At 42.7% G+C, this 23,939-nt stretch carries 25 protein-coding genes; 1 reads left to right on the top strand and 24 read right to left on the bottom strand.

Annotated features, from left to right (window positions below):
* Nucleotides 1-8: 8 nt before the first annotated feature.
* The 24 genes from yabQ to metG all read right to left on the bottom strand — a co-directional run bounded on the left by yabQ (nt 9) and on the right by metG (nt 23,149).
* The gene (gene yabQ / locus GGR02_RS13590; RefSeq protein WP_183185543.1) at nt 9-620 is read right to left on the bottom strand and encodes a spore cortex biosynthesis protein YabQ; all 612 of its coding nucleotides are present in this window, start codon (nt 618-620) and stop codon (nt 9-11) included.
* The gene (gene yabP / locus GGR02_RS13595) at nt 617-907 is read right to left on the bottom strand and encodes a sporulation protein YabP (RefSeq protein WP_066322172.1); all 291 of its coding nucleotides are present in this window, start codon (nt 905-907) and stop codon (nt 617-619) included. The genes yabQ and yabP overlap by 4 nt, the downstream gene beginning before the upstream one ends.
* 67 nt (nt 908-974) lie before the next feature.
* The gene (locus GGR02_RS13600; RefSeq protein ID WP_183185544.1) at nt 975-1,250 is read right to left on the bottom strand and encodes an RNA-binding S4 domain-containing protein; all 276 of its coding nucleotides are present in this window, start codon (nt 1,248-1,250) and stop codon (nt 975-977) included.
* Nucleotides 1,251-1,252: 2 nt separating this feature from the next.
* Nucleotides 1,253-2,701: a bifunctional methyltransferase/pyrophosphohydrolase YabN gene (gene yabN / locus GGR02_RS13605; RefSeq protein WP_183185545.1), complete on the bottom strand. Its 1,449-nt coding sequence runs from the start codon at nt 2,699-2,701 to the stop codon at nt 1,253-1,255.
* Nucleotides 2,698-4,278: a putative polysaccharide biosynthesis protein gene (locus tag GGR02_RS13610; RefSeq protein ID WP_183185546.1), complete on the bottom strand. Its 1,581-nt coding sequence runs from the start codon at nt 4,276-4,278 to the stop codon at nt 2,698-2,700. The genes yabN and GGR02_RS13610 overlap by 4 nt, the downstream gene beginning before the upstream one ends.
* Nucleotides 4,279-4,387: 109 nt before the next feature.
* Nucleotides 4,388-4,924 (bottom strand): stage V sporulation protein T, encoded by a 537-nt coding sequence (gene spoVT, locus GGR02_RS13615; RefSeq protein WP_183185547.1) that lies wholly within the window; start codon nt 4,922-4,924, stop codon nt 4,388-4,390.
* A 196-nt stretch (nt 4,925-5,120) separates the two neighbouring features.
* Nucleotides 5,121-8,654, bottom strand: coding sequence for a transcription-repair coupling factor (mfd, locus tag GGR02_RS13620; protein ID WP_183185548.1), 3,534 nt, complete (start codon nt 8,652-8,654; stop codon nt 5,121-5,123).
* A 60-nt stretch (nt 8,655-8,714) separates the two neighbouring features.
* Nucleotides 8,715-8,945: an anti-sigma-F factor Fin family protein gene (locus tag GGR02_RS13625; protein WP_183185549.1), complete on the bottom strand. Its 231-nt coding sequence runs from the start codon at nt 8,943-8,945 to the stop codon at nt 8,715-8,717.
* 62 nt (nt 8,946-9,007) lie between these two features.
* Nucleotides 9,008-9,568 (bottom strand): aminoacyl-tRNA hydrolase, encoded by a 561-nt coding sequence (pth, locus tag GGR02_RS13630; RefSeq protein WP_183185550.1) that lies wholly within the window; start codon nt 9,566-9,568, stop codon nt 9,008-9,010.
* A gap of 152 nt (nt 9,569-9,720) precedes the next feature.
* A complete protein-coding gene (locus GGR02_RS13635) occupies nt 9,721-10,350 on the bottom strand; it encodes a 50S ribosomal protein L25/general stress protein Ctc (protein WP_183185551.1) in 630 nt (209 codons plus the stop codon).
* Nucleotides 10,351-10,423: 73 nt separating this feature from the next.
* Entirely contained in the window at nt 10,424-11,374 is a 951-nt protein-coding gene (locus GGR02_RS13640; protein WP_221210860.1) for a ribose-phosphate diphosphokinase, read from the bottom strand.
* A gap of 12 nt (nt 11,375-11,386) precedes the next feature.
* A complete protein-coding gene (gene glmU / locus GGR02_RS13645) occupies nt 11,387-12,763 on the bottom strand; it encodes a bifunctional UDP-N-acetylglucosamine diphosphorylase/glucosamine-1-phosphate N-acetyltransferase GlmU (RefSeq protein ID WP_183185552.1) in 1,377 nt (458 codons plus the stop codon).
* 125 nt (nt 12,764-12,888) lie between these two features.
* Complete coding sequence (gene spoVG, locus GGR02_RS13650) at nt 12,889-13,179, bottom strand: septation regulator SpoVG (protein ID WP_066322204.1); 291 nt, start codon at nt 13,177-13,179, stop codon at nt 12,889-12,891.
* A gap of 157 nt (nt 13,180-13,336) precedes the next feature.
* Nucleotides 13,337-13,711 carry a RidA family protein gene (locus GGR02_RS13655; protein WP_066322206.1) on the bottom strand — a complete coding sequence of 125 codons (375 nt, stop codon included), beginning with the start codon at nt 13,709-13,711 and terminating at the stop codon, nt 13,337-13,339.
* A gap of 19 nt (nt 13,712-13,730) precedes the next feature.
* Nucleotides 13,731-14,552, bottom strand: a complete 822-nt coding sequence (purR, locus tag GGR02_RS13660) for a pur operon repressor (RefSeq protein WP_183185553.1) — start codon at nt 14,550-14,552, stop codon at nt 13,731-13,733.
* A 58-nt stretch (nt 14,553-14,610) separates the two neighbouring features.
* Nucleotides 14,611-15,480: a 4-(cytidine 5'-diphospho)-2-C-methyl-D-erythritol kinase gene (gene ispE / locus GGR02_RS13665; protein WP_183185554.1), complete on the bottom strand. Its 870-nt coding sequence runs from the start codon at nt 15,478-15,480 to the stop codon at nt 14,611-14,613.
* A 142-nt stretch (nt 15,481-15,622) separates the two neighbouring features.
* Nucleotides 15,623-15,805 (bottom strand): small, acid-soluble spore protein, alpha/beta type, encoded by a 183-nt coding sequence (locus tag GGR02_RS13670; RefSeq protein WP_183185555.1) that lies wholly within the window; start codon nt 15,803-15,805, stop codon nt 15,623-15,625.
* 86 nt (nt 15,806-15,891) lie between these two features.
* Nucleotides 15,892-16,155 carry a biofilm formation stimulator Veg gene (veg, locus tag GGR02_RS13675; RefSeq protein ID WP_066322212.1) on the bottom strand — a complete coding sequence of 88 codons (264 nt, stop codon included), beginning with the start codon at nt 16,153-16,155 and terminating at the stop codon, nt 15,892-15,894.
* A gap of 206 nt (nt 16,156-16,361) precedes the next feature.
* Nucleotides 16,362-17,240, bottom strand: a complete 879-nt coding sequence (yabG, locus tag GGR02_RS13680; protein ID WP_183185556.1) for a sporulation peptidase YabG — start codon at nt 17,238-17,240, stop codon at nt 16,362-16,364.
* A gap of 82 nt (nt 17,241-17,322) precedes the next feature.
* On the bottom strand, nt 17,323-18,210 hold the full coding sequence (rsmA, locus tag GGR02_RS13685; RefSeq protein WP_183185557.1) for a 16S rRNA (adenine(1518)-N(6)/adenine(1519)-N(6))-dimethyltransferase RsmA: 888 nt from the start codon (nt 18,208-18,210) through the stop codon (nt 17,323-17,325).
* On the bottom strand, nt 18,203-18,790 hold the full coding sequence (gene rnmV, locus GGR02_RS13690; RefSeq protein ID WP_183185558.1) for a ribonuclease M5: 588 nt from the start codon (nt 18,788-18,790) through the stop codon (nt 18,203-18,205). The genes rsmA and rnmV overlap by 8 nt, the downstream gene beginning before the upstream one ends.
* 120 nt (nt 18,791-18,910) lie before the next feature.
* A complete protein-coding gene (locus tag GGR02_RS13695; RefSeq protein WP_183185559.1) occupies nt 18,911-20,098 on the bottom strand; it encodes a G5 and 3D domain-containing protein in 1,188 nt (395 codons plus the stop codon).
* Between the two features lie 188 nt (nt 20,099-20,286).
* Complete coding sequence (locus GGR02_RS13700; RefSeq protein ID WP_183185560.1) at nt 20,287-21,057, bottom strand: TatD family hydrolase; 771 nt, start codon at nt 21,055-21,057, stop codon at nt 20,287-20,289.
* 136 nt (nt 21,058-21,193) lie between these two features.
* Nucleotides 21,194-23,149: a methionine--tRNA ligase gene (gene metG / locus GGR02_RS13705; protein ID WP_373286635.1), complete on the bottom strand. Its 1,956-nt coding sequence runs from the start codon at nt 23,147-23,149 to the stop codon at nt 21,194-21,196.
* Between the two features lie 498 nt (nt 23,150-23,647).
* Here metG and GGR02_RS13710 point away from each other — a divergent pair, with 498 nt between their 5' ends.
* Nucleotides 23,648-23,932, top strand: coding sequence for an AbrB/MazE/SpoVT family DNA-binding domain-containing protein (locus tag GGR02_RS13710; RefSeq protein WP_066322225.1), 285 nt, complete (start codon nt 23,648-23,650; stop codon nt 23,930-23,932).
* Nucleotides 23,933-23,939: the final 7 nt, after the last annotated feature.

Here is a 23,939-nt window from a genome sequence, read left to right on the forward strand (position 1 = left end):
CTCCACTCTTACTTTCTCCATTTAATACTCCATCTTAACATCCTATTCTTCGCTTTTTGTATAAATCCTGCCAATACACGTAAAAATTTTTCTACTGGTTCTCGCCATTTCCACGGAATCATCGACCAAAGCCATTTTCCAAGCGCCCGGAACGGCAATAGAAAAAAAACGATGCAGCGAAAAAGTATTCTTATGAAAAATAAAACGACTCGCCAAATAAGTAGCGCCGTCCATAAAAATAGCTGCAAAAGCAGCCGAAGCGGCTGCACGATGACATAGTAGCATGTCCGAAGGAAAAAACGATATAGTGCAATACAGCAACGAATCATCGTTTCAAGCAGCTTTAAGTACATATGGCGAAATAAACTTTGATACGCCGCGTATCCACATAATAGCGCCAAAAAAATGTATACTCGTAGCTCCCCGTCATTCGTAAGTAACAATACGTAAAAAATGAATAACGCTTGCAACATCCAAAAGAAAAGGTCGTGAAAAAAGACGATGAAACGGCTCCGCTTCGAGCGTTTTAAAAACCGGTTGTACGTATCAAGCGCAATGCCAAGCCAACCGCCCATCCCGATCATCGCAAGCATCGTTTCTAGCTGGGTCGTTAAGCTCATTTGAACAACTTGCTAAAGAACCCTTTAGCTTTCTCCTGATGATGCTCATCTAAATAAATAAGGTCAAAAATTTTCCCTTTAATCGATACGATTCCTTTATCGACGTCTAAATTTTTCATTTGTAAATTTTGGCCGCGAATCGACAAAAAACCCATGACGGTTTCTAACAAAAATTCTTCGCTGTCAAAACTTTCAACTTGTTTTACCCCAGTAATATCTAACGTCCGTCTCCCGCGCATGATGACGTCATGCTCCTGAACAGATCCTTTTCCTTCATATTGGTTCATTTTTCATCCCTCGCATTCATCCTTTCTGTTTGTATATGTATGAATGCGCGAGACAGTTTAGAACAAGCTATGCTTGTCCATTTTCCATCGACAGACGCTCTTCTTTGATGACCTCGTAAAGAGTAGCTGCTTCTTCTTTTTTCGTTGTTTCTTTTAAATCGATGATTTTCACCGTCACTTGTTTGTCTCCAAATTGAATCGTCACTTCGTCGCCAATTTTCACGGTAGAGCTTGCTTTAGCAGTCACGCCGTTAATCGCAATTCGCCCTTGGTCTGCCACTTCTTTTGCTAACGTCCGACGTTTAATTAAGCGCGATACTTTTAAAAACTTATCCAACCGCATCTTTATCGTCCTTTCTTTTTTGCTTCTTCCCAAAAATAATCAAGTTGTTCAAGCGATAGTTCTTCCATACGAAGCCCGCGACTTTTTACTTGTTCTTCAATATACGAAAATCGGCGGTAAAACTTTGCGTTCGTTTGATGTAACGCTTCTTCTGGGTTGATGTTATAATAGCGAGCAACGTTGACAAGGGCGAATAAAATATCGCCGAATTCTCCAAGCCGCTTTTGCGGAGAGTGTTCACGCTGAAATTCATTCATTTCTTCCGCGACTTTCTCCCACATCGGGCGAACATCGTCCCAGTCAAAGCCAACTTTCGCGGCTTTCGCTTGAAATTCATACGCTTTTAATAAATTCGGCAAGCTTTTTGGAACATCGTCTAATAAAGAAGCCTTTCGATCTTTCTTCTCTTCTTCTTTCAAACGCTGCCAATTTTGTACGACTTCGTCCGCATTTTGTACCGAAACATCGCCAAAAACATGCGGGTGACGGCGAATCATTTTTTCTGTGATGGCTTTAATCACGTCGTCGATGGAAAAAATACCATCATCTTCACCGATTTGCGCATGCAACATCACTTGCAATAACACATCGCCAAGCTCTTCGATAATGCTGTCATCGTCTTGTTCGTCGATCGCTTCAAACAACTCATATGTTTCTTCTAGCAAATATTTTTTCAACGATTCATGCGTTTGTTTTCGATCCCACGGACAGCCGTTTGGCCCGCGCAATGTAGCAATGACGCGCCGCAACGTATCAAACCGATGATACAACATCGCTTCGTCTTTCACTGGCGGCACATAGACGCTCGTTAAATTGTTGAGCGTTGCCACACGGTCTAACTCATATAGCGGAATTTCTACTACTTTTTCTTCTCTGCTTCCCGCAGCCGTCACGACATATACACGATAATCATCCGGCAGTTGCTCCATAAGCGAAAGCTTCACGTCTGACGCAATGAATGCGTCATACACTTGACAAAAAATTAGATGGGTTGTCGGCTGCCAATCGCCGCGCTGAAAAGAAGTTGCATCGACTAATTGAAATCCTTCGACCGGGTCGATGCGTAGCGCTGTAAACAGTGCATCAAGAAAGCTTTGCCCTCCTTCTATTTTCACTTGGCAACGTCCTTGTTTTTCCGCTTCTAATAAGAGTTGAACCGTCTTTTCCGCTACAAGCGGATGCCCTGGAACAGCGTAAAACACATCGCCTGTTTGAACGTGTTCTAACAAGGTCGCGACGATTGTTTCATACACTTGTTCAAACGTAGCAAACTGCTCGTACACATCATCGAACGATGTAAACGACACGCCTTCTTCTACAAGCGCCTGCACGACTGGATGTTCTTTTGTCCGCAAAAAAAGCGGCGATGCTCCTTTTAATTTCCGGTACACCCCAAGCGGTAGTTGGTCAAAATCTCCCGCACCTAATCCTAAAATAAAAACGGTATTCATCGTTCACCCCTCATTTTCGAAAGAAATATGCGCAATTTTTCTCCAAATGGAAAAAAAGCGACTTCTTGCGGAGAGAAAAGTTTTCCTTTAAACACCATTATAATATAAACAACGCCGCCAAGCAGCACGCCAGTCAATGCTTGCCATGTTGCACCAAAACGGTTTTCTCCCCATTGTCCGGTTACCCATATATACAGTGTGAGTACCACCACCATAACTAATGCGGCACGCAATGTCCAATAAATTTCTTTTTTGCGAACGGGCTGTACCCCTATAGTTCGTACTAACATTCGGTACAAAAAAAGCGACATCGCCATATACGCGAGGAGTGTAGCAACCGCTGCCCCATTGACACCAAAAAAAGGAACAAATAAAACGTTGCCTAGCCATTTGCAGCTAACAGCAATCCCGACGCTAAGCACTGCTCCCCATTCATAACCGATGCCTTGCAAAATAGCCGACATCGTAAGCGACATCGTCGTAAAAAAAATCGAAAGGGCTAGCACGGCAAGCGACAACGACCCTGCATCGTTTTCAAAAAGCATGACATTCGTCGGCCGAATTAATGTAGCAAGACCAAATGCAGCCCCCATTCCAACGACCATCCCCACTCGAACAGACAGACGCGTTTTTTCTAAAATAAATGCCTGCTCTCCGCGCTTTTTCGCCCCAGCAATAAGCGGAACGAGCGTAAACGAAAAGGACGTTGCCACGACCGTTCCGAGCTGAATAAGCGGTTGACCACGGTCGTACACCCCTTTTAATGCTTGAGCAACTCGCTCGCTTACACCACTCTCTTTAAGCAAAGATAGTAAAGTGAGCGCATCGACTAGTTGCGTTAACGTCAACACCATATTCGCTACACAAACCGTTAATCCTTGCAGCAATAAATAACGTACGAGCGGTTTCCCAACCCCTTTTTTTCGTTGGCGCATACCACTTTTTAGCCAATAAGCTGTTAACACAAAAAGAGCGGCAAATCCTCCCGTGACCGAACCGAAAATGGCCCCTGCGCCAGCTTCGTACAACGTATGCCCCGTTCGGATAAGGATGTACGAAAAAACAAGAATGGTTGCCACGCGAACAGACTGCTCGACTACTTGCGAAATAGCGGTCGGAACCATATTATTTCTCCCTTGAAAATAGCCGCGCAATACTGCCAAAAACGGAAAGAGCAAAAAAGAAAAGGCGACGACTTGAATGAGCGAAGTTAGTCGCGCGTCTCCCATCCATTTCGCCAGCTGTCCTCCACCGATATAAAGCAAAAAAAAGAAAAACATACCGATTGCGCTTAACACGAAAAACGATGTACGTAACACATCGAAAACACCTTGTTCATCATTTTCCTCTACTCGCTCCGCGATAAGTTTGGAAATAACGACTGGGTAACCAGACGTCGCTAGCGCCATCATCACCGCATAAATTGGATATACTTGCTGATAAATATAAAACCCCACATCCCCGACAATGTTCTGGTATGGAATGCGGTAAAATGCACTTAATATTTTTGTTATCAACGCAGCAACAGCTAACACAACCGTTCCATGCCAAAGTCTCACCGTCCGCGGCCGCTCCATCTAGCTTCACCTTCCCTATTCATCATAGCCCTTTGCCATTATACCGCAAAAGAAAAAGACAGCATAGAAGCTGTCTTACGTGTTAGCTGTTGGAAAACGCTGCGTCATTTTATTGTTCCATTTGCCGTGCTAAAAAGCTGGCAGCAGTTTCAACCGCTTTATGCTCCACTTCTCCAATCGTTTTGTCTTTCGACAAAATGACGACCGCTCCAATTGGATCACCGTTTGCAATAATTGGGGCAATCGTGTACGATTTCCACCGTTCCGCATGACCGTCCACCATTTCTGCTTCCCCTTCTTCGGTACGAAGCACCGGCTGACGTTCCTCCATAACTTTTTCAAGCAAGGAGCTCACGCTTTTATTAAGAAATTCTTTTTTCGATACTCCCGCCACCGCAATAAACGTGTCACGGTCACAAATCAATACTGCATGCCCTAAACTGTCAAACAACGCTTCCGCATACTCTTTTGCAAAATCCCCTAATTCACTAATTGGTGAATATTTCTTTAAAATGACTTCTCCGTCACGATCAACAAAAATCTCTAGTGGGTCTCCTTCGCGGATACGCAACGTTCTCCGAATTTCTTTCGGGATAACAACCCTTCCTAAATCATCAATTCGACGAACAATACCTGTTGCTTTCATCTATTGATGCCTCACTTTCATCATAAATTAAATACATCGATGAATTCTTCGTTGAAGAATTCTTCGTTGAAGAATCCACCATTGTTGAAATTAGTATCCTTCACAAACCAACTTCTATACATGATGAAAGTGATTTTTGCAAACTTAGATAAAATTCCCCACCATTCATTATCGACCATTTTTTCAAACGATAAACTTATGCCGTAACGGATTTTTCATTTTTCTCAACATCGAGCGCTTTTAACGTTTCGTATAAAATGACAAGCCATTCTTGTGGTTTCATGCCTTTCACATGAAGGACGATTTTAAACTTTTCTCCTTCCATGCCAAATCCGAACACGCGGCCGTAACGGTTGCCAATTTTTGATAACCGCTGAATTTGCACTTCTTTTGATGCCTGCTCGGTAAATAAAATATCAATTTGCTGCTTATGTTGCTTAATCGATTGTACGCCGTTTTGTTTCGCATATACTTTCATTTCAGCAATTTGGAACAAATAATCGACTTCATCTGGATATTCGCCAAACCGGTCGAGCATTTCATCGCGTAGTTCTTCTAGTTCATCTAGTGTGCTAACTGCTTTAAAGCGCTTATACATATTAATTTTTTGCAGTTCGTCATCAATATACGTATCCGGAATGTATGCATCGACTTCGATATCGATTTCGACTTCCGACACCTTTTCGGTTTGCGGAATTCCTCTTCTTCTTTCAATCGCTTCTTTTAACATTTGCGAATATAAATCAAAGCCGACGGAGTCGATAAAGCCGTGTTGCTCCGCTCCTAATATATTGCCCGCTCCGCGAATCGATAAATCGCGCATTGCGATTTTAAACCCAGACCCAAGCTCTGTAAACTCTTTAATCGCTTGTAGACGCTTTTCGGCTACTTCATTTAATACTTTATCTTTTCGATACGTAAAGTACGCATACGCTACGCGATTTGACCGTCCGACACGTCCACGCAGCTGATAAAGCTGCGACAATCCCATTCGGTCCGCGTCATACACGATTAACGTGTTGACGTTCGGGATGTCGACACCCGTTTCGATAATCGTCGTCGTCACAAGCACATCGTATTGCCCTTCTAAAAACGAGAGGATGACATTTTCGAGTTCGGTTTCCGTCATTCGTCCGTGGGCGTATGTGACGCGTGCATCTGGAACGAGGGCAGCAATTTCTTCCGCTTTGACATCAATATCCTCAATGCGGTTGTAGAGGACAAACACTTGCCCGTCCCGTGCTAATTCGCGTTCAATGGCTTCGCGAACTAACTCCGGTGTATACTCCATCACATATGTTTGCACCGGAAAACGGTTTTCCGGCGGTGTTTCAATGATGGATAAGTCACGCACACCAATCATTGACATATGCAACGTCCTTGGAATCGGTGTTGCCGTTAATGTCAACACGTCGATGTTTGCTTTTAGTTGCTTAATTTTTTCTTTATGGCTGACGCCGAATCGCTGTTCTTCGTCAATAATAAGCAACCCTAAGTCTTTAAACGCCACATCTTTTGATAAAAGCCGATGCGTGCCGATAACCATATCAATCGTGCCTTCTTTTAAACCTTTGATCGTTTCGGTTTGCTGCTTTTTCGTACGGAAACGGTTCAATAGTCCTACATTAATCGGATACCCTTGAAAACGCTCCCGAACAGTTTCGTAATGTTGTTGCGCCAAAATCGTCGTCGGCACTAAAAATGCGACTTGCTTTCCATCCATAATCGCTTTAAACGCCGCCCGCAATGCTACTTCTGTTTTTCCGTAGCCAACGTCGCCGCATAACAGCCGATCCATCGGTTTTTCACTTTCCATGTCGCGTTTAATTTCTTCAACGGAACGAAGCTGGTCTTCTGTTTCTTGATAAGGGAAAGCCGCCTCAAACTCCCGCTGCATTTCCGTATCTGGCGAAAACGCGTATCCTTTGCTTGCCTCACGCTCGGCATAAAGCTTAATTAAATCTTCGGCAATATCTTGAACCGATGATTCAACCTTTTTCTTTACCTTTTTCCATTCCGTTCCGCCAAGTTTATAAATTTTCGGTTCTTTTCCTTCTGAGCCGACATATTTTTGTACTTGGTCAATTTGGTCAATCGGAACGTATAGCGTATCGCCACCTTGGTATTGAATGTGAATATAGTCTTTGTGAATCCCGTTAATTTCTAACGTTTCAATCCCTAAATATTTACCGATTCCGTGATTGACATGCACGACATAATCGCCGACTTGCAGCTCGGAATAGCTTTTAATTCGTTCAGCATTCGATAGCTTTTGCCGTCGAATCGGCTTTTTGACTCGTTTTTTGAACAATTCTTCTTCTGTAATGACCGCTAACTTTTGTAGTGGCAGTTCGAAGCCGCTATTTAAGTCGCCTTGCAATAGCTGGCATTTCCCATGCATGAGCGGTGTTCCGTCCGGCAACGGCGCTACGTCTATTTCGTAATCTTCTAAAACCGTTTGCAATTTTTTGAGCCGTTCTGTGGTTGGCGCTAAAAAAGCAACCGCATATTTCGCTTTTTTCCACCGTTCCAATTCCGTCTTTAACAGTTCCATCTGACCATGAAAATGTTGCATCTGCTTGCAGGAAACGCTCACAATATTTTGTGGATGCGTATGTGGAACGTGGCGCAAAAATAGCGATAAATAGACACGCGGCTGTTTGCACGTTTGCAATAAGTCGGAAAACGAATGGGAAATCGGGAGGTCATGAATGATTTTTCCAGCCGATAATAAACTTGTGTACCATTCCGCTTCCTCTTTATCTAAATTTTCCGACGTTTCATAAATCCGGCTTGCTTCATCCAATAACAGTAAGCCGTTTTCTGGCATATAATCTAGCAAACTAGCAGGCCATTCATAAAAAAGCGATGCATACTTATATTGCTGTTCAATCGTTTGCCCTTGTTTCAGTTGTTCTAGTTCTAATGACAAATGTTCGAGTAACAGTTGTTTTGCTTTTTCGTCTTTTAGTTTTTGCAGGCTTTCAGAAAGCCCTTGTTCAATGCGTTCGATTCCACGTTGCAATATTTCCCCGTATACGAGCATTTCATCCGCTGGACCGATCAACACTTCGTTCACTTCCGCTTGGGAACGTTGGTCATCAACAGTAAACGTCCGAATCGATTCGACCTCGGTATCAAACAACTCAATTCGATACGGAAGTTCGGCCGTCAACGGGTACACATCAATAATGCCGCCACGAATGCTAAATTCCCCTGGGGTTGACACTGTTGCCGTCCGTTTATACCCCATTTGCACAAGGCGGTGTTTATATGTTTCAAGATTTAGTTCGTTTCCTACCGTAATCGTCAGTAAGTTTTCTGCCCATAACGATTTTGGCGGCAATAAGCGGCGAATACCGGCAACCGGGGTAACAACAATTCCTTTCTTTTGTTTCGCCCAATAGTTCATCACTTCTAACCTTTGCGCCTTTAACTCTGGGCTGGCGATAGCCATTTCCGCGGCAATCATTTCATTGACAGGATAAAGGAATACTTCCTCCGTTCCAAGTAGCTGCACAAGGTCATCGTATATTTTTTGTGCTTGAAATAAGTTATGTGCGACGACAAGTAGCGGCCGGTTCATCTCGTTGTAAATGGAGGATAAAAACACCGACCGCGCCGAACCGGACAACCCGGTCACTAACTGTTCTTTTAATCCAGCTTCCACGCCTTTCAAAATCAATTGAATATCTTCGTTTTCTACAAAATAATGATGCAGTGCGCGCACCTAACTCCCCTCCTCTCATAAACAGTAAATGCAAAAACGCTTTGGTTTGCCCAAAGCTCTCTATTGAATAAATTTCTCGTATTGATGCCATTCTGGATACCGTTCTAGCGCTTCTTGGCAATCTTCGCAAATCGTTTTCACTTGAATGTCGCCGTTTGATAAATAAGAAATCATCTCTAGCCGTTCTTCTTCTGTTAAATGATGAAAACCTAGCTGTTCGCTATCGAGCGAAACGCTATCGAGCGTTCCGATTTTGACGCCGCAATGTCGGCAATAATAATGCAGTGCCATGTCCGCAACCTCCTAATGGGTCTTTCCATACATTTATTTTTCACCATTAGGAAAAGTTTTATTCACGCATTAAACTCATTCATCACTTGCACAAACGATGCACCGACAAATTTTTCACAGGCGTCTGCCGCACGGTGAATGGCTTGTTTTATTTCGGGCACTTCTTCCACCGGAAATCTCCCTAAAACGTAATCTGTTATTTTTTGTCCGTTTTGTGGTCTACCGATGCCGACACGAATTCGTTTAAACTGCTCTGTCCCTAAATGGTGAATGAGCGATTTAATGCCATTATGCCCTCCGGCGCTTCCTTTTGTCCGTAACCGAATTTTCCCGACAGGAAGGTCTAAATCGTCATAAATAACAACAACATCCTCTATGTCTATTTTAAAATAATCGATGAGCGGACGAACACACTCGCCTGACAAGTTCATATATGTCAGCGGTTTACATAAAATAACTTTTTCTCCAGAAATGACATGAGAGGCAAAAATGCCGTGAAACTTTGCTTGGTTATAAGAAACGTTCCACCGTCGTGCCAATTCATCGATGACCATAAATCCGACATTATGCCTCGTTTCTTCGTATTCTTTTCCCGGGTTTCCTAAACCGACAAACAGTTTCAACAGTTGTTCTCCTCTCTTTATTCATATGCAAAAAATGTGCACCTTTACATGATAGTACAAAGATGGTGTCCCAAAAGCAACGGGACACCTCTTTTTTTATCACCATATATACGCACGAAATACTTTCGCAAAACGATATATTTCATCTTCCATTATGACACTGGGGCTGTTTCTCGACCTTCTTCTGCCTCCGGTCGTCCAGCCTCTTGTTGCTCGCCACTATGAATTTCTTCTTCTTGTTTCGGCGGCAAAATCGAGGCGATGGCTTCCGTCGGCTCATGATTAATTTCGTATTTTCCACCTGTTTGAATATCGCCAACCGTCAACGTATCGCCAACTTGTAAATGAGAAATATCAATGTCAATGGAAGGCGGGATGTTTGCTGGCAGTGCGCGAATCGATAGCTGGTGCAGCGATTGCTGCAATACGCCACCGTCTTTCACACCAGCGGCATCTCCAATTAAATGCACGTTTACCTCAATCTCTACTTCTGTTGACATATCGACCGCTTGGAAATCGACATGCGTGATTTCACTGCGCAACGGGTCTTTTTGAATGTCGCGAAGCAAAGCCGTGAAACTCTCACCATCTACATTTAACGTAATTAATGCATTGCGGCCTTCGTCGCGAATCGTTTTAATAAAGTCTGCTGCATTCACAAAAATTGCATGACTTTGAACATTTTTTCCGTACAATACGCCTGGAATGTTTCCTTCTAATCGAAGGGAACGAATGTAAGAGCGTTTTTCGTCTGTTCGTTTTTTTGCTTCTAATACAGCCATGAATGAGTCACCCTCCTGTTTTAGAATCTATGGATTACTTTGTCCTAAAACAAGAAGATTTAAACATCATGGATTAATCAAATAGTGCACTAATCGATTGTTTTTCGTAGACGCGAATAATCGCTTCGGCAATTAAAGGAGCTACCGATAGCTCGACAATTTTTTCAATTTTCTTCTCTTCTGGAAGCGCAATAGAGTTTGTGACAACCAATTCTTTAATTTTCGAGTTTTGAATTCGTTCAATTGCTGGCCCAGACAATACTGGGTGCGTGCAACATGCATACACATCAGCCGCCCCGTTTTCGACTAACGCATTCGCTGCTAATGTAATCGTCCCCGCCGTATCGATGATATCATCAATTAGAATAGCAGTTTTTCCTTCTACTTGTCCAACGATATTCATAACTTCCGCCACGTTTGGTTTTGGACGGCGCTTATCGATGATCGCAATCGGCGCTTTGAGGCGGTCTGCTAATCGGCGCGCCCGTGTTACTCCGCCGTGGTCTGGCGATACGATAACAATGTCTTGGAGGTTTTTGTTTTTAAAGTAGTCCGCTAAAATTGGCACGCCCATTAAATGATCGATTGGAATGTCAAAAAACCCTTGAATTTGCGGCGCGTGTAAATCGAGTGTAATGACGCGAGAAGCACCCGCTGTTTCTAAAAGGTTTGCCACTAATTTTGCCGTAATCGGTTCACGCGAACGCGCTTTACGGTCTTGGCGTGCATAGCCGTAATACGGCATGACAATGTTAATCGTCTTAGCAGAAGCACGCTTCAATGCGTCAATCATAATGAGAAGTTCCATTAAATGCTCGTTCACAGGTGCACTCGTCGATTGGATAACGAACACATCTCCACCGCGGATACTCTCTTCGATGTTAATTTGAATTTCCCCATCACTAAACCGAGATACCGAACATTTTCCAAGCTGTACACCGATAATTTGGGCGATTTCTTCCGACAACTGCTTATTCGAATTCAACGCAAACAACTTTAAGCTCGAATCAACATATTGAGACATGATAAACCTCCATTAGGATTTTTTCTTCGCGTTTAGACGGTCGACATAATTTTCTTTATTCACTTGACGGGCGCGGGCAATCGATAATGCATTTCCTGGAACGTCATCGGTAATCGTAGAGCCAGCTGCTACATATGCTCCTTTTCCAACCGTTACAGGAGCAATTAAATTCGCATTGCACCCAATAAATGCGCCGTCTTCAATTTTTGTCAAATACTTATTTTTCCCATCATAATTCACGGTAATCGAGCCACAGCCTAAATTTACATTTTCCCCTACTTCTGCATCGCCAATATAGCTTAAATGGGATGCTTTGCTTCCTTTTCCGAACGTCGATTTTTTAATCTCGACAAAATTTCCAATCCGAACGTCGTCACCAATTTGCGAAGACGGACGAATATGAGCAAACGGCCCGATCGTTACATGATTTCCAATTTCACTATCGTGGGCGACAGAGTGACGAATCGTTGTATTGTTTCCGACGACGCAGTTTTTAATTTCTGAATGCGGACCAATGACGCAGTCTTCACCAATCACCGTTGCTCCTTCAATAATCGTGCCTGGATAAATAATCGTGTCACGTCCAATTTTCGCTTCCGGTGATATATACGTATGCTCTGGAGCAATAATCGTCACGCCGTTTGTCATATGGTAGCGATTAATGCGGTCGCGCATTATTTTTTCGGCTTGCGCAAGCGCAATGCGATCATTGACGCCAATGGTTTCGGCAAACGAAACAGCTTGATACGCGGAAACAACTTCCCCTTTTGCTTTTAAAATCTCAATGACATCGGTCAAATAATACTCACCTTGCACGTTGTTATTGGATACATTTGTAAGCGCTTCAAATAACGAGCGGTTGTCGAAGCAATATGTACCCGTATTAATCTCATTGATCGCTCGCTCTAATTCTGTTGCGTCCTTATGTTCGACAATTTTTTCAACGTGTCCTTCTTCGTTCCGAACGATGCGACCATATCCTGCTGGATTTTCCGCCATCGCTGTTAAAATCGTCGCTTTTGCATTCGTCGCAAGGTGATGTTCTAACAACGCTTTCATCGTTTCCGCTGTAATAAGAGGAGTGTCACCGCAAACAACTAACGTTACACCATCTTTGTCTTGCAAATACGGAGCTGCTTGCATTACCGCGTGTGCTGTCCCGAGCTGTTCTTCTTGCAACGCAAACTCGCTTTTGCTGCCGATTTGCGCCTTTACTTGTTCGGCACCAAATCCAACAACTGTAATCAGTTTTTCGAGACCAAGCTGCAACACTTGATCGACTACATGCTGAACCATTGGCTTGCCGCAAACAGGGTGTAGCACTTTATATAGCTTTGATTTCATGCGCGTCCCCTGTCCCGCTGCCAATATTACCGCATATCGTTTCATGAATAGGGCCTCCAATTACCTTTTTATCCATATTGAATATATCTCAATTAGCTATGTATTTCAAGGCAACATTCGCTTTTGTCAAAAATTAAAAGCCTGTCCGATGTCGGACAGGCTTTTTCTATTTAAGAAGCACCGGCTTCTTCAAGTTCTGCTTCAAGCTCACCTAAGCGGTGATACTCGGCCAATACAGCCTCTTGAATTTTCCCGCGGGTTGTGGAATTGATCGGATGCGCGATGTCACGAAATTCCCCGTCAGGAGTACGCTTGCTTGGCATAGCGACAAACAAGCCGTTATTGCCGTCAATTACGCGGATATCATGTACAACAAATTCATTATCCAACGTAATAGACGCAATCGCTCTCATACGTCCTTCGGTATTCACGCGGCGTAATCTTACGTCAGTTACTTCCATTATGCTCACCACCTTTTCCCTATATCAGAACTTAGTTAATGTTATTCCACATTTCTCCCGTATTTCCTTCTTTTTTTATAAATTTTTTTTAAAAAATACCTAAAACGACCGGTTTCTGTCAAAAAGGAAAGGGAAAACAGGTGAGCGAAAGATCAAATTATTTCACTAACGCAACGACTTCGATTTCCACAAGTGCGTCTTTTGGTAGTTTTGCAACGGCCACGCAAGAGCGCGCTGGTTTATGTTCGTTGAAATATTGTCCGTATACTTCGTTCATCGCAGCAAAATCGTCCATACTCTTTAAAAACACGGTTGTTTTCACAACGGTATCAAGCGATGCACCGGCTGCTTCTAAAACGGCTTGTAAATTTTTAAATACTTGATGCGTTTGCTCTTTCACATCGCCTTGTACCATTTCTCCTTCTGGCGTTAACGCAATTTGCCCCGAGCTGTAAAACATATTATTGACAATAATGCCTTGCGAATATGGTCCAATTGCTTGCGGTGCTTTTGTTGTTTCGACTTTTTTCATAAATAACAGTCTCCTTTCATTACATAAAGTTCATGTAGTTTCCTTCGTTAATGGTTATTTGCTTCTCTTTTATATTAACAGATGAGAGCTTCACTAAGGAAATGTATTCGTCGACGAGCCGTTCACTCGGTTCTTCGGATTCAACGAGCACACCGATGCCAGCTACTCGAGCGTTAAATTCGTTTAATAAACTAATCATCCCGTTGATTGTTCCGCCCGCTTTCATAAAATCATCGACGATTAACACGTTCGTCCCCTCTGCCAAGCTTCGTTTCGCCAATACCATCGTCTGGATGCGCTTAGACGAACCAGAAACGTAATTAATGCTTACCATCGAACCTTCTGTCACTTTATTGTCATGGCGAACGATGACAACAGGAACGTTTAAAAAGTGAGCGACAGCATAAGCTAACGGAATTCCTTTCGTAGCAATCGTCATGACCACATCAATAGCCCGGTCGGCAAACAGCGACGCATATAGCCTGCCAATTTTATTGATAATCCGCGGGTCACCAAGAATGTCCGTCATATACAAATACCCACCCGGCAATAGCCGATCCGGATTGGCTAACTGCTCGCATAAATACGTAACCGTTGCCTTTGCTTCTTCCATCGATAGTTTAGGAATATATTGCACACCGCCTGCTGCCCCTGAAATCGTTTTTAACGTTCCAACACCTTGTTGCTCAAACGTTTGCTTAATAATCGCTAAATCTTCGCTAATCGATGATTTAGCCGATTGGTACCGCTCTGCAAAAAACGTCAGTGGCACTAACTGGTGTGGATGCTCAAGGAGATAATGCGTCATATCGACTAAGCGGCTACTGCGCCTTAACTTCATACATGGACCTCCCGAAAAACCGAATATTTTAAACTAAATATACCATTAATGTACGCGTTTAATCAAATGAATTTCGCTCCCCTAATAACCGAACAGCAAACACTTGGTCGCAAAATCCACGGAGCCCGTTATAAATACGCTGTAACCGTGAATCGTACTGCACTAATCCGAAAACAGTCGGTCCACTCCCGCTCATTAAAACGGCATCTGCGCCGAACCGTTTCATTTGTTCTTTAATGTGCGCAACTTCTGGGTGCATTTTTAGCGTCACATCTTCAAGCGTGTTGCCGACAAGCGAACAAATCCGCTCGTAATCCCGGTCTTTAATGGCTTGCACCATTCCATCGACATCAGGGTGAAAAGTTCGTTGCACGTTTAAGTTGCGATACACTTCGGCGGTGGAAACCCCAATGGTTGGCTTCGCTAAAATAACCCAGCACGGTGGTGGTGCAGGGAGATGTTCAATTTTCTCCCCCCGTCCTGTCGCAAGTGCTGTTCCACCGTACACACAAAACGATACATCCGAACCGATTTTTGCTCCAAGTTCCGCTAATTCATCAATCGTCAGCCCTAATTGCCAAAGCTTATTTAACCCACGCAACGTCGCAGCGGCATCGCTACTCCCACCCGCTAGTCCAGCAGCGACGGGAATCGTTTTTGTAATCGAGATTGCTACACCTTTCCGAACACCAAACGTTTCTTTTAACAATTTGGCAGCTTGGTACGCCAAATTGCGATGATCATCCGGCACAAACCGATTATGTGATATAATTTGAATCGTATCGCTAGCAAGCGGTGCTAACTCTACCCGATCTGCCAAATCAATTGTCGTCATTACCATTTTGACTTCGTGGTATCCATCTGGCCGCTTATGTAGCACATCTAGCGATAAGTTGATTTTTGCCGGAGCTTTTACCAATAGTCTCAACTTGTCCACCTACTTTAACGACTTCAAAACTTATACGAACATTTTACCACAAAACCGCACCAATCATTAATATTATCAAGAAACATTCATAATAGAAAACAAAAACCGAAGCGAGACGCTTCGGCTGCCGCGGATATTATTTTTATTCCTTCGTTTTGTTGGCTAAATGCTGTTCGGCCAGTTGTATCGCTAGTTTCACCATATTCCCTGCATCTTTCGCACGGATGGCTCCCCAGCCTTCTTTTTGCACCACGTCGTAAAACCCGAGCTCTTTCGCTAACTCTTCTTTAAACCGTTCCGACATGATTCCCCGACGTCGTCCCAAACAAAACAGCTCCTTTCTAATCCCGCGACACTTTTAGTATTCGCTGTTTTTAAAAAAACACAACAAAAAAAGCAGCAAACAAGCGTCTACTGCCTCCCCATCGCCATATGATCATCGTCGAAAAACGTTAGTTGAACTGTTTCTGTTAATACGTCTGCATAGCTGTAAGATACGCGCTCGAACGCATTTTCTGTTTGATCGAGCTCAATGACAAAGACGGAAGGATACGTTTCCGCCAAAATCCCACAACGTTCAATCGTCTTCCTTCTTCCGCCGTTTGCTTTTAATGTCAAGCGTTTGCCGATATTCGAATCTAACGCTTTTTTAATATCGGATAAAGTTTTTGCCATTCGCTCTCCACCTCACTAATTTTTATTATAACAAATATTAATAAAAAAATCAAAAATAAAAAATTATATCAATGCTCTTCCGCTTGTGTCAATGTGTTTTTTTCTACATTTTTCTCATTTCCGCATATAGTGTATACCTAGATGGCAAAAATTATGTATAAAAAACAGAAAAGATCGCCCGCCTCTTATTGGTCGTCGCGATCTCGTTACTCTTCTTGAATTAAACGAAACGGCATCCCTGTACGCAACACCCCTTTCGTTTCCACTCCCCCCAATCCTTTTTCCCCTGTTAATGTATTGCGTAACACATCCCACACGTTCACTGTTTCAATAAATGGGGTAAAGCTAATTCTTGACACAATATACACTGGATCGAGTGCATGAATATTAACGCGAGCAGGCGAGCTCGCAAAATTAGCACCTGCGCGAATGAGCGATTCAAAATGCGATTGACATGCACCTGCAAAAATGACAAGTTGGTCAAGATGAGGAATTTTTTTTCGTGCCTCTTTCACGGTTTGCACAAAATATTTCGAATGACGGTATGCCCGTAAATCTGTTATTTTCCCTTTCGATTTCGAGTAAGAATCATGGCCGGTAACAACTAAAATATCGGGTCGAACTTGCTCTAAAAGTACACCAATTTTCTCAGGCATCTCTTTTTCCTCACAATACACTCCATGTACTGGGACACCGATTCGTTCATATAAATTTAAACATTTTTGCAAATAAACAGGGTCGCCATCTAGATGAAGAACGCGCCCTGGAATGTGAAAAAAATCTTTGTCCGTTTGATATCCACCGGTCGCTCGATATTCCGTCTTTTGTTTTAATAAATGGTAATCTTGACGAAACAATTTAAACGATTGCTCAATGAGCTCTTGTTCTTTTTTCTCCCTAAGTTGTCGTTCGAATTCATCAACAATCAATAAATCGTCAAACGGAGCATCCGCCATTAACCGTACATCCTCTCCATAAAGAATCGCTTCTTTCTCTCCGTTTTTCTCTTTGATGTCCACAACTCGAAACAATAGATCACATTCGTACGACTTTCTTGCCACAATATCCCCTATTTTTATCTCCATCTTTTGTTCCCCCAATCCGATTTATTAAGTACAATATGCATCGACACAAAAGAAGTGAAGGAAAAAGAAAAAGACCTAAAAATTAGGCCTTTTCCTTCCATTCCTTCACTAACCGATTGCTCAGCTTAGCGAATTCCTCGATTGTCAACGTTTCTCCTCGCCGACGCGAATCAATTTGCAGCTCTGTCAGCACACGTTCGATTGCTTCTTTTTGTTGCTTACCATTTGGTAATTGGCTCGTTAAATTATTCAAAATCGTTTTGCGCCGCTGGCTAAAACTTGCTCGGACGACTTGAAAGAAAAACGACTCATCGATAACGTCAACCACTGGTTTTTCTCGTTTGGTTAGCCGAATGACCGCCGAATCAACATTCGGTTGTGGGATAAAAACGGTTCGTGGAACGGTCATGACCGTTTCTGCTGTCGTATAATATTGAACGGCAATAGACAAAGAACCATAATCTTTCGTGCCTGGTTGCGCTGAAATGCGATCTGCTACTTCTTTTTGCAGCATTACAACAATACCACGAATCGGCAAATGGTCTTCTAACAATTTCATAATAATTGGCGTTGTCACATAATACGGCAAGTTCGCCACAACCATGACATCATGAACGCTAGAAAACTCTTCTGCCATCACGCGACGAATGTCCGCTTTGAGCACATCTTGATGAATGATGCGCACGTTCGGATACGGTGACAACGTGTCCGCTAAAATCGGCAACAAGCGCTGGTCGATTTCAAATGCCACCACTTTTTTCGCGCGGCGAGCAAGTTGTTCAGTAAGCGCCCCAATACCAGGGCCAATCTCAATGACACCCGTTTCGTCGGCTATTTCTGCGTAATCGACAATGCGCCGCAAAATATTTGTATCGATTAAAAAATTTTGCCCTAAACTTTTTTTAAACGAAAATCCGTATTTCTCTAAAATCTCACGTGTTCGTCCTAGTGTGGCAATATCTTTAGTCATTTTCTTTTTCCTCCCGAAGCACTTGCTGCAACGCATCGTAAAACGCATGTTTGGAAATGCGGAACATTTGTAATCGCTTATACAGTTGTTTCCCATTCGTATACCCGATTTTCAACAGCTGTCCTAGCCGTTGTCGCCGCGCTTTCGCTAACGCACCGCCGACTAACCCTGCCGCAAGTAAATCGTCCAACGTAATTTCTTCTTCCCATTCCACCGCTTCTTCATATACATGTTCAAGGGCATGCCGAATGGCTTCTACCGTCGCATACTCTACCCCAACGCCTTTCCCTTTTTTCGAAAGCGCTGATTGTTTTGGCAAAAACGCATGTTTACAGCCAGGAACGTGTTCTGCAATCGTTTTGCGGATTTTCTCTCCTGGGAAATCCGGATCTGTCAAAATAATGACGCCACGCGTTTCTTTCGCCAGCTTAATTCGCTCAATCGTTTCTTCGTTAATCGCTGACCCGTTCGTTTCGATCGTATCGGCTTCCACTGCTCGCCGAACAGCCACTGTATCGTCTTTTCCTTCTACCACAATAATCTCTTTAATTTTCAACGTAATGGTACGTACCCCTTTCATCGCCTTTTCTTTTTAGCATTCCCGCTAAAACGTGAAACTTTTTCGCGTTTCTTTCGTCTAAAGAAATAGAAAATCATCTTTCATTATAACGAAAAAACAGAGGGTGAAAAATCCCTCCGTTCAATCAATAATTCTAATTTTTACGCGTCTTGCTCCCCAACGAAACGCAGCAGACTTTTCTGGGAAAAACACATCGATTTTATATCCCCCAATTCCTGCTCCTGTGTCCGCCGCAATCGCATAACCGTATCCTTCAACATATACTTTCGAACCGAGCGGAATGATGCGTGGGTCGACGGCGATTACTTTTAGATGAGGGTTAGCGCGTAAATCAATGCCCGTGCTCGTTCTTCCCGAACAACCACCGCAATACGCCGTATAGGCGGTTGCCGTGACATACATTTCTCGCACCGCTTCCGACGACCCGCGCGACGTGAGTGCTCTTTCCTTTGTGCCGACCGCTATCACACGGTCTTTACTCTGTTTTACCGTTTTCGTTTGTACTAATGTCCGCGATACTTCTTTTCCATTTTCAAGCACGACTTCATATTGTTTTGATACGAGCCCTTTTTCGCCGGATTGAATAACCCGTCTTTCTCCTTTCGGCAATCGGTCGTCTTTGCGAGTGACGACTGCGAAATCTACTGCTTCTTCCACTACATCGGTGACTTTTTGAACTTTAATAACTTTTACGACCATATTTGCTTTTATTTTTTCATGTAGCGATGGCTCTACACGGTCGAGTTCGTTTAACACGATGCTCTGCTGCTTTAAAAAGTCAGCGACAGTAGTCGAAGTTGCCCATACTTGCTGTTGTTTACCGCCGACATTCAATTGAATCGGAAATGCTTTTTCCAAAGAAATCGTCATACCCTTTTTTATTTCTGCCTCTAGCGATGGAAACACGCGATCATACGGTCCGACAGCGATATGTTGGGCGGCTAGTAATTCTTTTACGTTTTTCGCAGTCGTCCATACTTCTTTTTTTGCTTCATTTACCGTCAGCGTCACCCGCTTACTCGCTTGCCAAACGATTTGCAAATCATCGGTAACGGCTGCATTAACCGCGGGGTATATGTAATCTTCCGGACGTGGATGAATATTTAGTTCTTCTAGTACTTCTGCTACCGTGTTGGCATGTGTGCGAATCTCTCGCCTCTCGCCATCTTTTATAATCGTGACATGCTCCTTTGTCGCTTCATACCCCGTAAACCCTGTTGTCGCTGAAAGCGCTATCATCCCACTAGCTGTAACAGCTAAATTTTTCCTTAACGAACTAGAAAATAAACTCCTTACATTATTTAACATGTTGAAAAACCTCCTTTTTTCTCCTCCCTCTCACCTTTACGCTTACGTATACTCTATTATGCAAAAAATAGCATTGAAAGGAAAGGAAGACTTGTCGACATTCTATCGTATGCACGATGCTAAATTTGTAGAACTTTTTTTCTTATCGCAATCGTTAGACAAGCCTCCCAAAAAAACGACACGTTTCGTTAGCGATTAATGCCGAACAATTTTTTCGCATTCTCCGTTGTTTGCCGTGCTACTTCTTCTACCGAAATTCCTTTTAATTCCGCAATCGCCTCTGCAACGTATTTGACGTAACTCGGTTCATTCCGTTTGCCACGAAACGGATGCGGGGTTAAATACGGGCAATCTGTTTCAATTAACAAATGTTCCAACGGAATTTCTTTCGCCACTTCTTTCGGTTTTTTCGCATTTTTAAACGTCACAGGACCACCGAATGAAATATAAAAATTCATCGCGATGCATTGTTTCGCCACTTCAACACTTCCTGTAAAACAATGCATAATACCGCCGACTTCTTGCGCATTTTCTTCTTGTAAAATCGTTAAAATGTCTGCTGTTGCTTCACGGTTATGTATAATAATGGGAAGCTTCACTTTTTTCGCGAGCGCAATTTGCTTGCGAAATACGTCTTTTTGTACATCTTTCGGCGATTTATCCCAGTAGTAATCTAAGCCCATTTCACCAAGTGCAACGACTTTTGGGTGCGCTGCTAGCTGTTCGAGCATATATAAATCTTCATCGGTCATGTCAACCGCGTCCACTGGATGCCAGCCAACAGCCGCATAAATAAAATCATATTGCTCTGCCAGTTCAATCGCGCGTGCTATCGTCGGGCGATCGAAGCCGACGACAACGATATTGCATACCCCTTCGTGCTCTGCTCGTTTGATTACCTCTTCGACATCCTCACTATATTGCATCGCATTTAAATGTGCATGTGTATCAAATAACATTTTCCCTACTCCTTTTTCGTTGTTAAGTGTATCATAGGAAAAGATTACATATGTCACAGTCGCTTAACATTTCCGTTACAAAACGACAACAAAGAGGTGTCACGCGCCGTTTGCGCCCACCTCTTCGCGGTATGTTTTATTTTATTTTTGTTCCATTTGGCAAACGTTCATCAACTGTAGCAAGTGAAAGCACCCCGTTTTCTTCTCCTGCTAAAATCATCCCTTGCGACAATTCGCCGCGTAGTTTCGCTGGTTTTAAGTTTGCGACACAAATCACTTTCTTTCCAATCAGTTCTTCTGGTTTGTAAAATTCCGCGATTCCTGAAATGACTTGACGTTTCTCATATCCGAGATCGAGCTGCAACTTCAACAGTTTATTCGTATTTTTTACCGGCTCTGCATGCACTACTTGCGCAACTCGCAAATCTACTTTCAAAAAATCGTCAATCGCGATTTCCGAAACGGTTTCTTTCGGTTGTGCAGAGGCTGGTTTATCGCCTTGCATTTGCGCTTTAATATACGCGACTTCTGTTTCCATTTCTAACCGTGGGAAGAGTGGTTCTCCTTTTTCCACTTTTGTTCCTTCTTTGATAAGACCGAACGTATATAAACTTTCCCATGTTTTTAATTCCGCTTGCGTCACGCCAAGTTGTTGGAAAATTTTTTCTGGTGTTCGTGTTAAAAACGGCTGCAACAACACCGCAATTTGACGAAGTACTTCGGCTAAGTGAGCCATCACAGACGCTAATTTCTCTCGATTCGCTTCTTCTTTCGCTAACACCCATGGCTGTGTTTCATCAATATACTTATTGGCACGACCAATTAATTGCCAAATGGCTGACAACGCTATAGAAAATTCCATTTTCTCCATCGCTTCTTCTACTTGTTTCACCGTTTCTTGCGCCACATGAACAAGGTCGTTGTCATAGATTGTTTTCGCTCCCTCATAAACCGGAATAGCGCCAGCGAAATATTTTTCGATCATCGCTACCGTCCGGTTTAATAAGTTCCCTAAATCGTTCGCTAAGTCGTAATTAATCCGCTCGACAAATCCTTCCGGCGTAAATACCCCATCCGAACCAAACGGAACTTCACGAAGCAAATAATAACGGAGCGCATCTAATCCATAACGGTCAATAAGCGTCACTGGATCGACGACGTTCCCTTTCGATTTCGACATTTTCCCATCTTTCATCAACAACCATCCATGAGCGAACACTTTTTTCGGAAGCGGTAAGTCTAACGCCATGAGCATAATCGGCCAATAAATCGTATGGAAGCGAACGATCTCTTTTCCGACAAGATGCACATCCGCCGGCCAATAAGTCAAAAACTTTTCATCGTTGTCTGTACCATAGCCTAATGCCGTAATATAATTTGATAGCGCATCAATCCATACGTAAATGACATGTTTCGGATCTCCTGGCACTTTAATTCCCCAATCAAACGTCGTTCGCGATACAGCTAAATCTTCTAAGCCTGGCTTAATAAAGTTGTTAATCATTTCATTTTTTCGCGATTCCGGTTGAATAAACTCTGGATTTTCTTCATAATACTGCAACAGACGATCCACATATTTGCTCATATTAAAGAAATACGATTCTTCCTTCACTTTTTCGACCGGACGTCCACAGTCTGGGCAATTTCCATCAACGAGCTGCCGCTCCGTATAAAACGATTCACAAGGTGTGCAATACCATCCCTCGTATTTATCTAAATAAATATCCCCTTGTTCCACAAGACGGGCAAAAATTTTCTCGACCACTTCTTTATGCCGGTCTTCTGTTGTTCGAATAAAATCATCGTAGGAAATATCAAGCTTTTTCCATAGTTCTTGAATCCCAGCGACAATTTCGTCCACATATGCTTGCGGCGTTACCCCTTTTTCCTCTGCTTTGCGCTGAATTTTTTGTCCGTGTTCATCCGTTCCTGTTAAATACATCACATCATAGCCGCGAAGACGCTTATATCTGGCCATCGCATCCCCTGCTACTGTCGTATACGCATGACCAATATGTAGCTTCCCGCTCGGATAATAAATCGGCGTAGTAATATAAAACGTTTTTTTCTCCATCTGTACACCCTCCTCAATATAGAAAAACCCCCGCCCAAAGGACGAGAGCGATCCGCTTCTGACATCTATTTTATATGATTTTTTCGCTAAAAACATCTATTTCTCTTCTCTCGAAAAAATATACCTCTATCCCACTATTTTGTACGACAAGAACGTTGAATTTTGTCGAACAATCTGGTCGTTTGTCTTTTGTTTAGCAACTTCCAATCGGAAAAAATGATTGCAAATTAGGAACGAAAACACATTATTTCAAATAATAAAGTAAGATTTTTTATTTTTTTAATATATATTTTAAAAAGGTTAAACACTTATTTTATAATAACTATCTGATGTATAATATTTTTCAAAAATAATAAAATACATTTTTTTTTATTTTTACATATAAAAGGATTGACGTATAATGGAAACGCTGATATGATTAGGTTGTAGGAAATTTGTCGAATATTGACGAATGAAGCCTAAAAAACAACATATAGAAAAACACAACATTACTTAAAATGGAGAGGAGATTGTTCAATGAAATCTACAGGTATTGTTCGCAAAGTGGATGAGTTAGGTCGTGTGGTGATTCCAATTGAATTGCGCCGTACATTAGACATTGCGGAAAAAGACGCATTGGAAATCTATGTTGACGATGAGCGCATCATTTTGAAAAAATACAAACCAAATATGACATGTGTTGTCACTGGCGAAGTATCGGATGACAACTTCAAACTTGCTGGCGGCAAAATCATTTTAAGCCGCGAAGGTGCAGAAATTCTTATGAAAGAAATCCAAGAGTGCCTAGAAGCATCGAAATAATGTAAAA

It is taken from the genome of Anoxybacteroides voinovskiense, from assembly GCF_014196205.1.
Taxonomy (GTDB): Bacteria; Bacillota; Bacilli; order Bacillales; family Anoxybacillaceae; genus Anoxybacteroides; species Anoxybacteroides voinovskiense.

Bases quoted from the DNA above. Each gene is read 5' to 3' on its own strand.
- yabQ (WP_183185543.1), bottom strand. From the start codon at position 620: ATGAGCTTAACGACCCAGCTAGAAACGATGCTTGCGATGATCGGGATG.
- yabP (WP_066322172.1), bottom strand. From the start codon at position 907: ATGAACCAATATGAAGGAAAAGGATCTGTTCAGGAGCATGACGTCATC.
- GGR02_RS13600 (WP_183185544.1), bottom strand. From the start codon at position 1,250: ATGCGGTTGGATAAGTTTTTAAAAGTATCGCGCTTAATTAAACGTCGG.
- yabN (WP_183185545.1), bottom strand. From the start codon at position 2,701: ATGAATACCGTTTTTATTTTAGGATTAGGTGCGGGAGATTTTGACCAA.
- GGR02_RS13610 (WP_183185546.1), bottom strand. From the start codon at position 4,278: ATGGAGCGGCCGCGGACGGTGAGACTTTGGCATGGAACGGTTGTGTTA.
- spoVT (WP_183185547.1), bottom strand. From the start codon at position 4,924: ATGAAAGCAACAGGTATTGTTCGTCGAATTGATGATTTAGGAAGGGTT.
- GGR02_RS13625 (WP_183185549.1), bottom strand. From the start codon at position 8,945: ATGGCACTGCATTATTATTGCCGACATTGCGGCGTCAAAATCGGAACG.
- GGR02_RS13635 (WP_183185551.1), bottom strand. From the start codon at position 10,350: ATGGCTGTATTAGAAGCAAAAAAACGAACAGACGAAAAACGCTCTTAC.
- GGR02_RS13640 (WP_221210860.1), bottom strand. From the start codon at position 11,374: ATGTCTCAATATGTTGATTCGAGCTTAAAGTTGTTTGCGTTGAATTCG.
- glmU (WP_183185552.1), bottom strand. From the start codon at position 12,763: ATGAAACGATATGCGGTAATATTGGCAGCGGGACAGGGGACGCGCATG.
- spoVG (WP_066322204.1), bottom strand. From the start codon at position 13,179: ATGGAAGTAACTGACGTAAGATTACGCCGCGTGAATACCGAAGGACGT.
- GGR02_RS13655 (WP_066322206.1), bottom strand. From the start codon at position 13,711: ATGAAAAAAGTCGAAACAACAAAAGCACCGCAAGCAATTGGACCATAT.
- purR (WP_183185553.1), bottom strand. From the start codon at position 14,552: ATGAAGTTAAGGCGCAGTAGCCGCTTAGTCGATATGACGCATTATCTC.
- veg (WP_066322212.1), bottom strand. From the start codon at position 16,155: ATGGCAAAAACTTTATCCGATATTAAAAAAGCGTTAGATTCGAATATC.
- yabG (WP_183185556.1), bottom strand. From the start codon at position 17,240: ATGGAGATAAAAATAGGGGATATTGTGGCAAGAAAGTCGTACGAATGT.
- rsmA (WP_183185557.1), bottom strand. From the start codon at position 18,210: ATGACTAAAGATATTGCCACACTAGGACGAACACGTGAGATTTTAGAG.
- rnmV (WP_183185558.1), bottom strand. From the start codon at position 18,790: ATGAAAGGGGTACGTACCATTACGTTGAAAATTAAAGAGATTATTGTG.
- GGR02_RS13695 (WP_183185559.1), bottom strand. From the start codon at position 20,098: ATGTTAAATAATGTAAGGAGTTTATTTTCTAGTTCGTTAAGGAAAAAT.
- GGR02_RS13700 (WP_183185560.1), bottom strand. From the start codon at position 21,057: ATGTTATTTGATACACATGCACATTTAAATGCGATGCAATATAGTGAG.
- GGR02_RS13710 (WP_066322225.1), top strand. From the start codon at position 23,648: ATGAAATCTACAGGTATTGTTCGCAAAGTGGATGAGTTAGGTCGTGTG.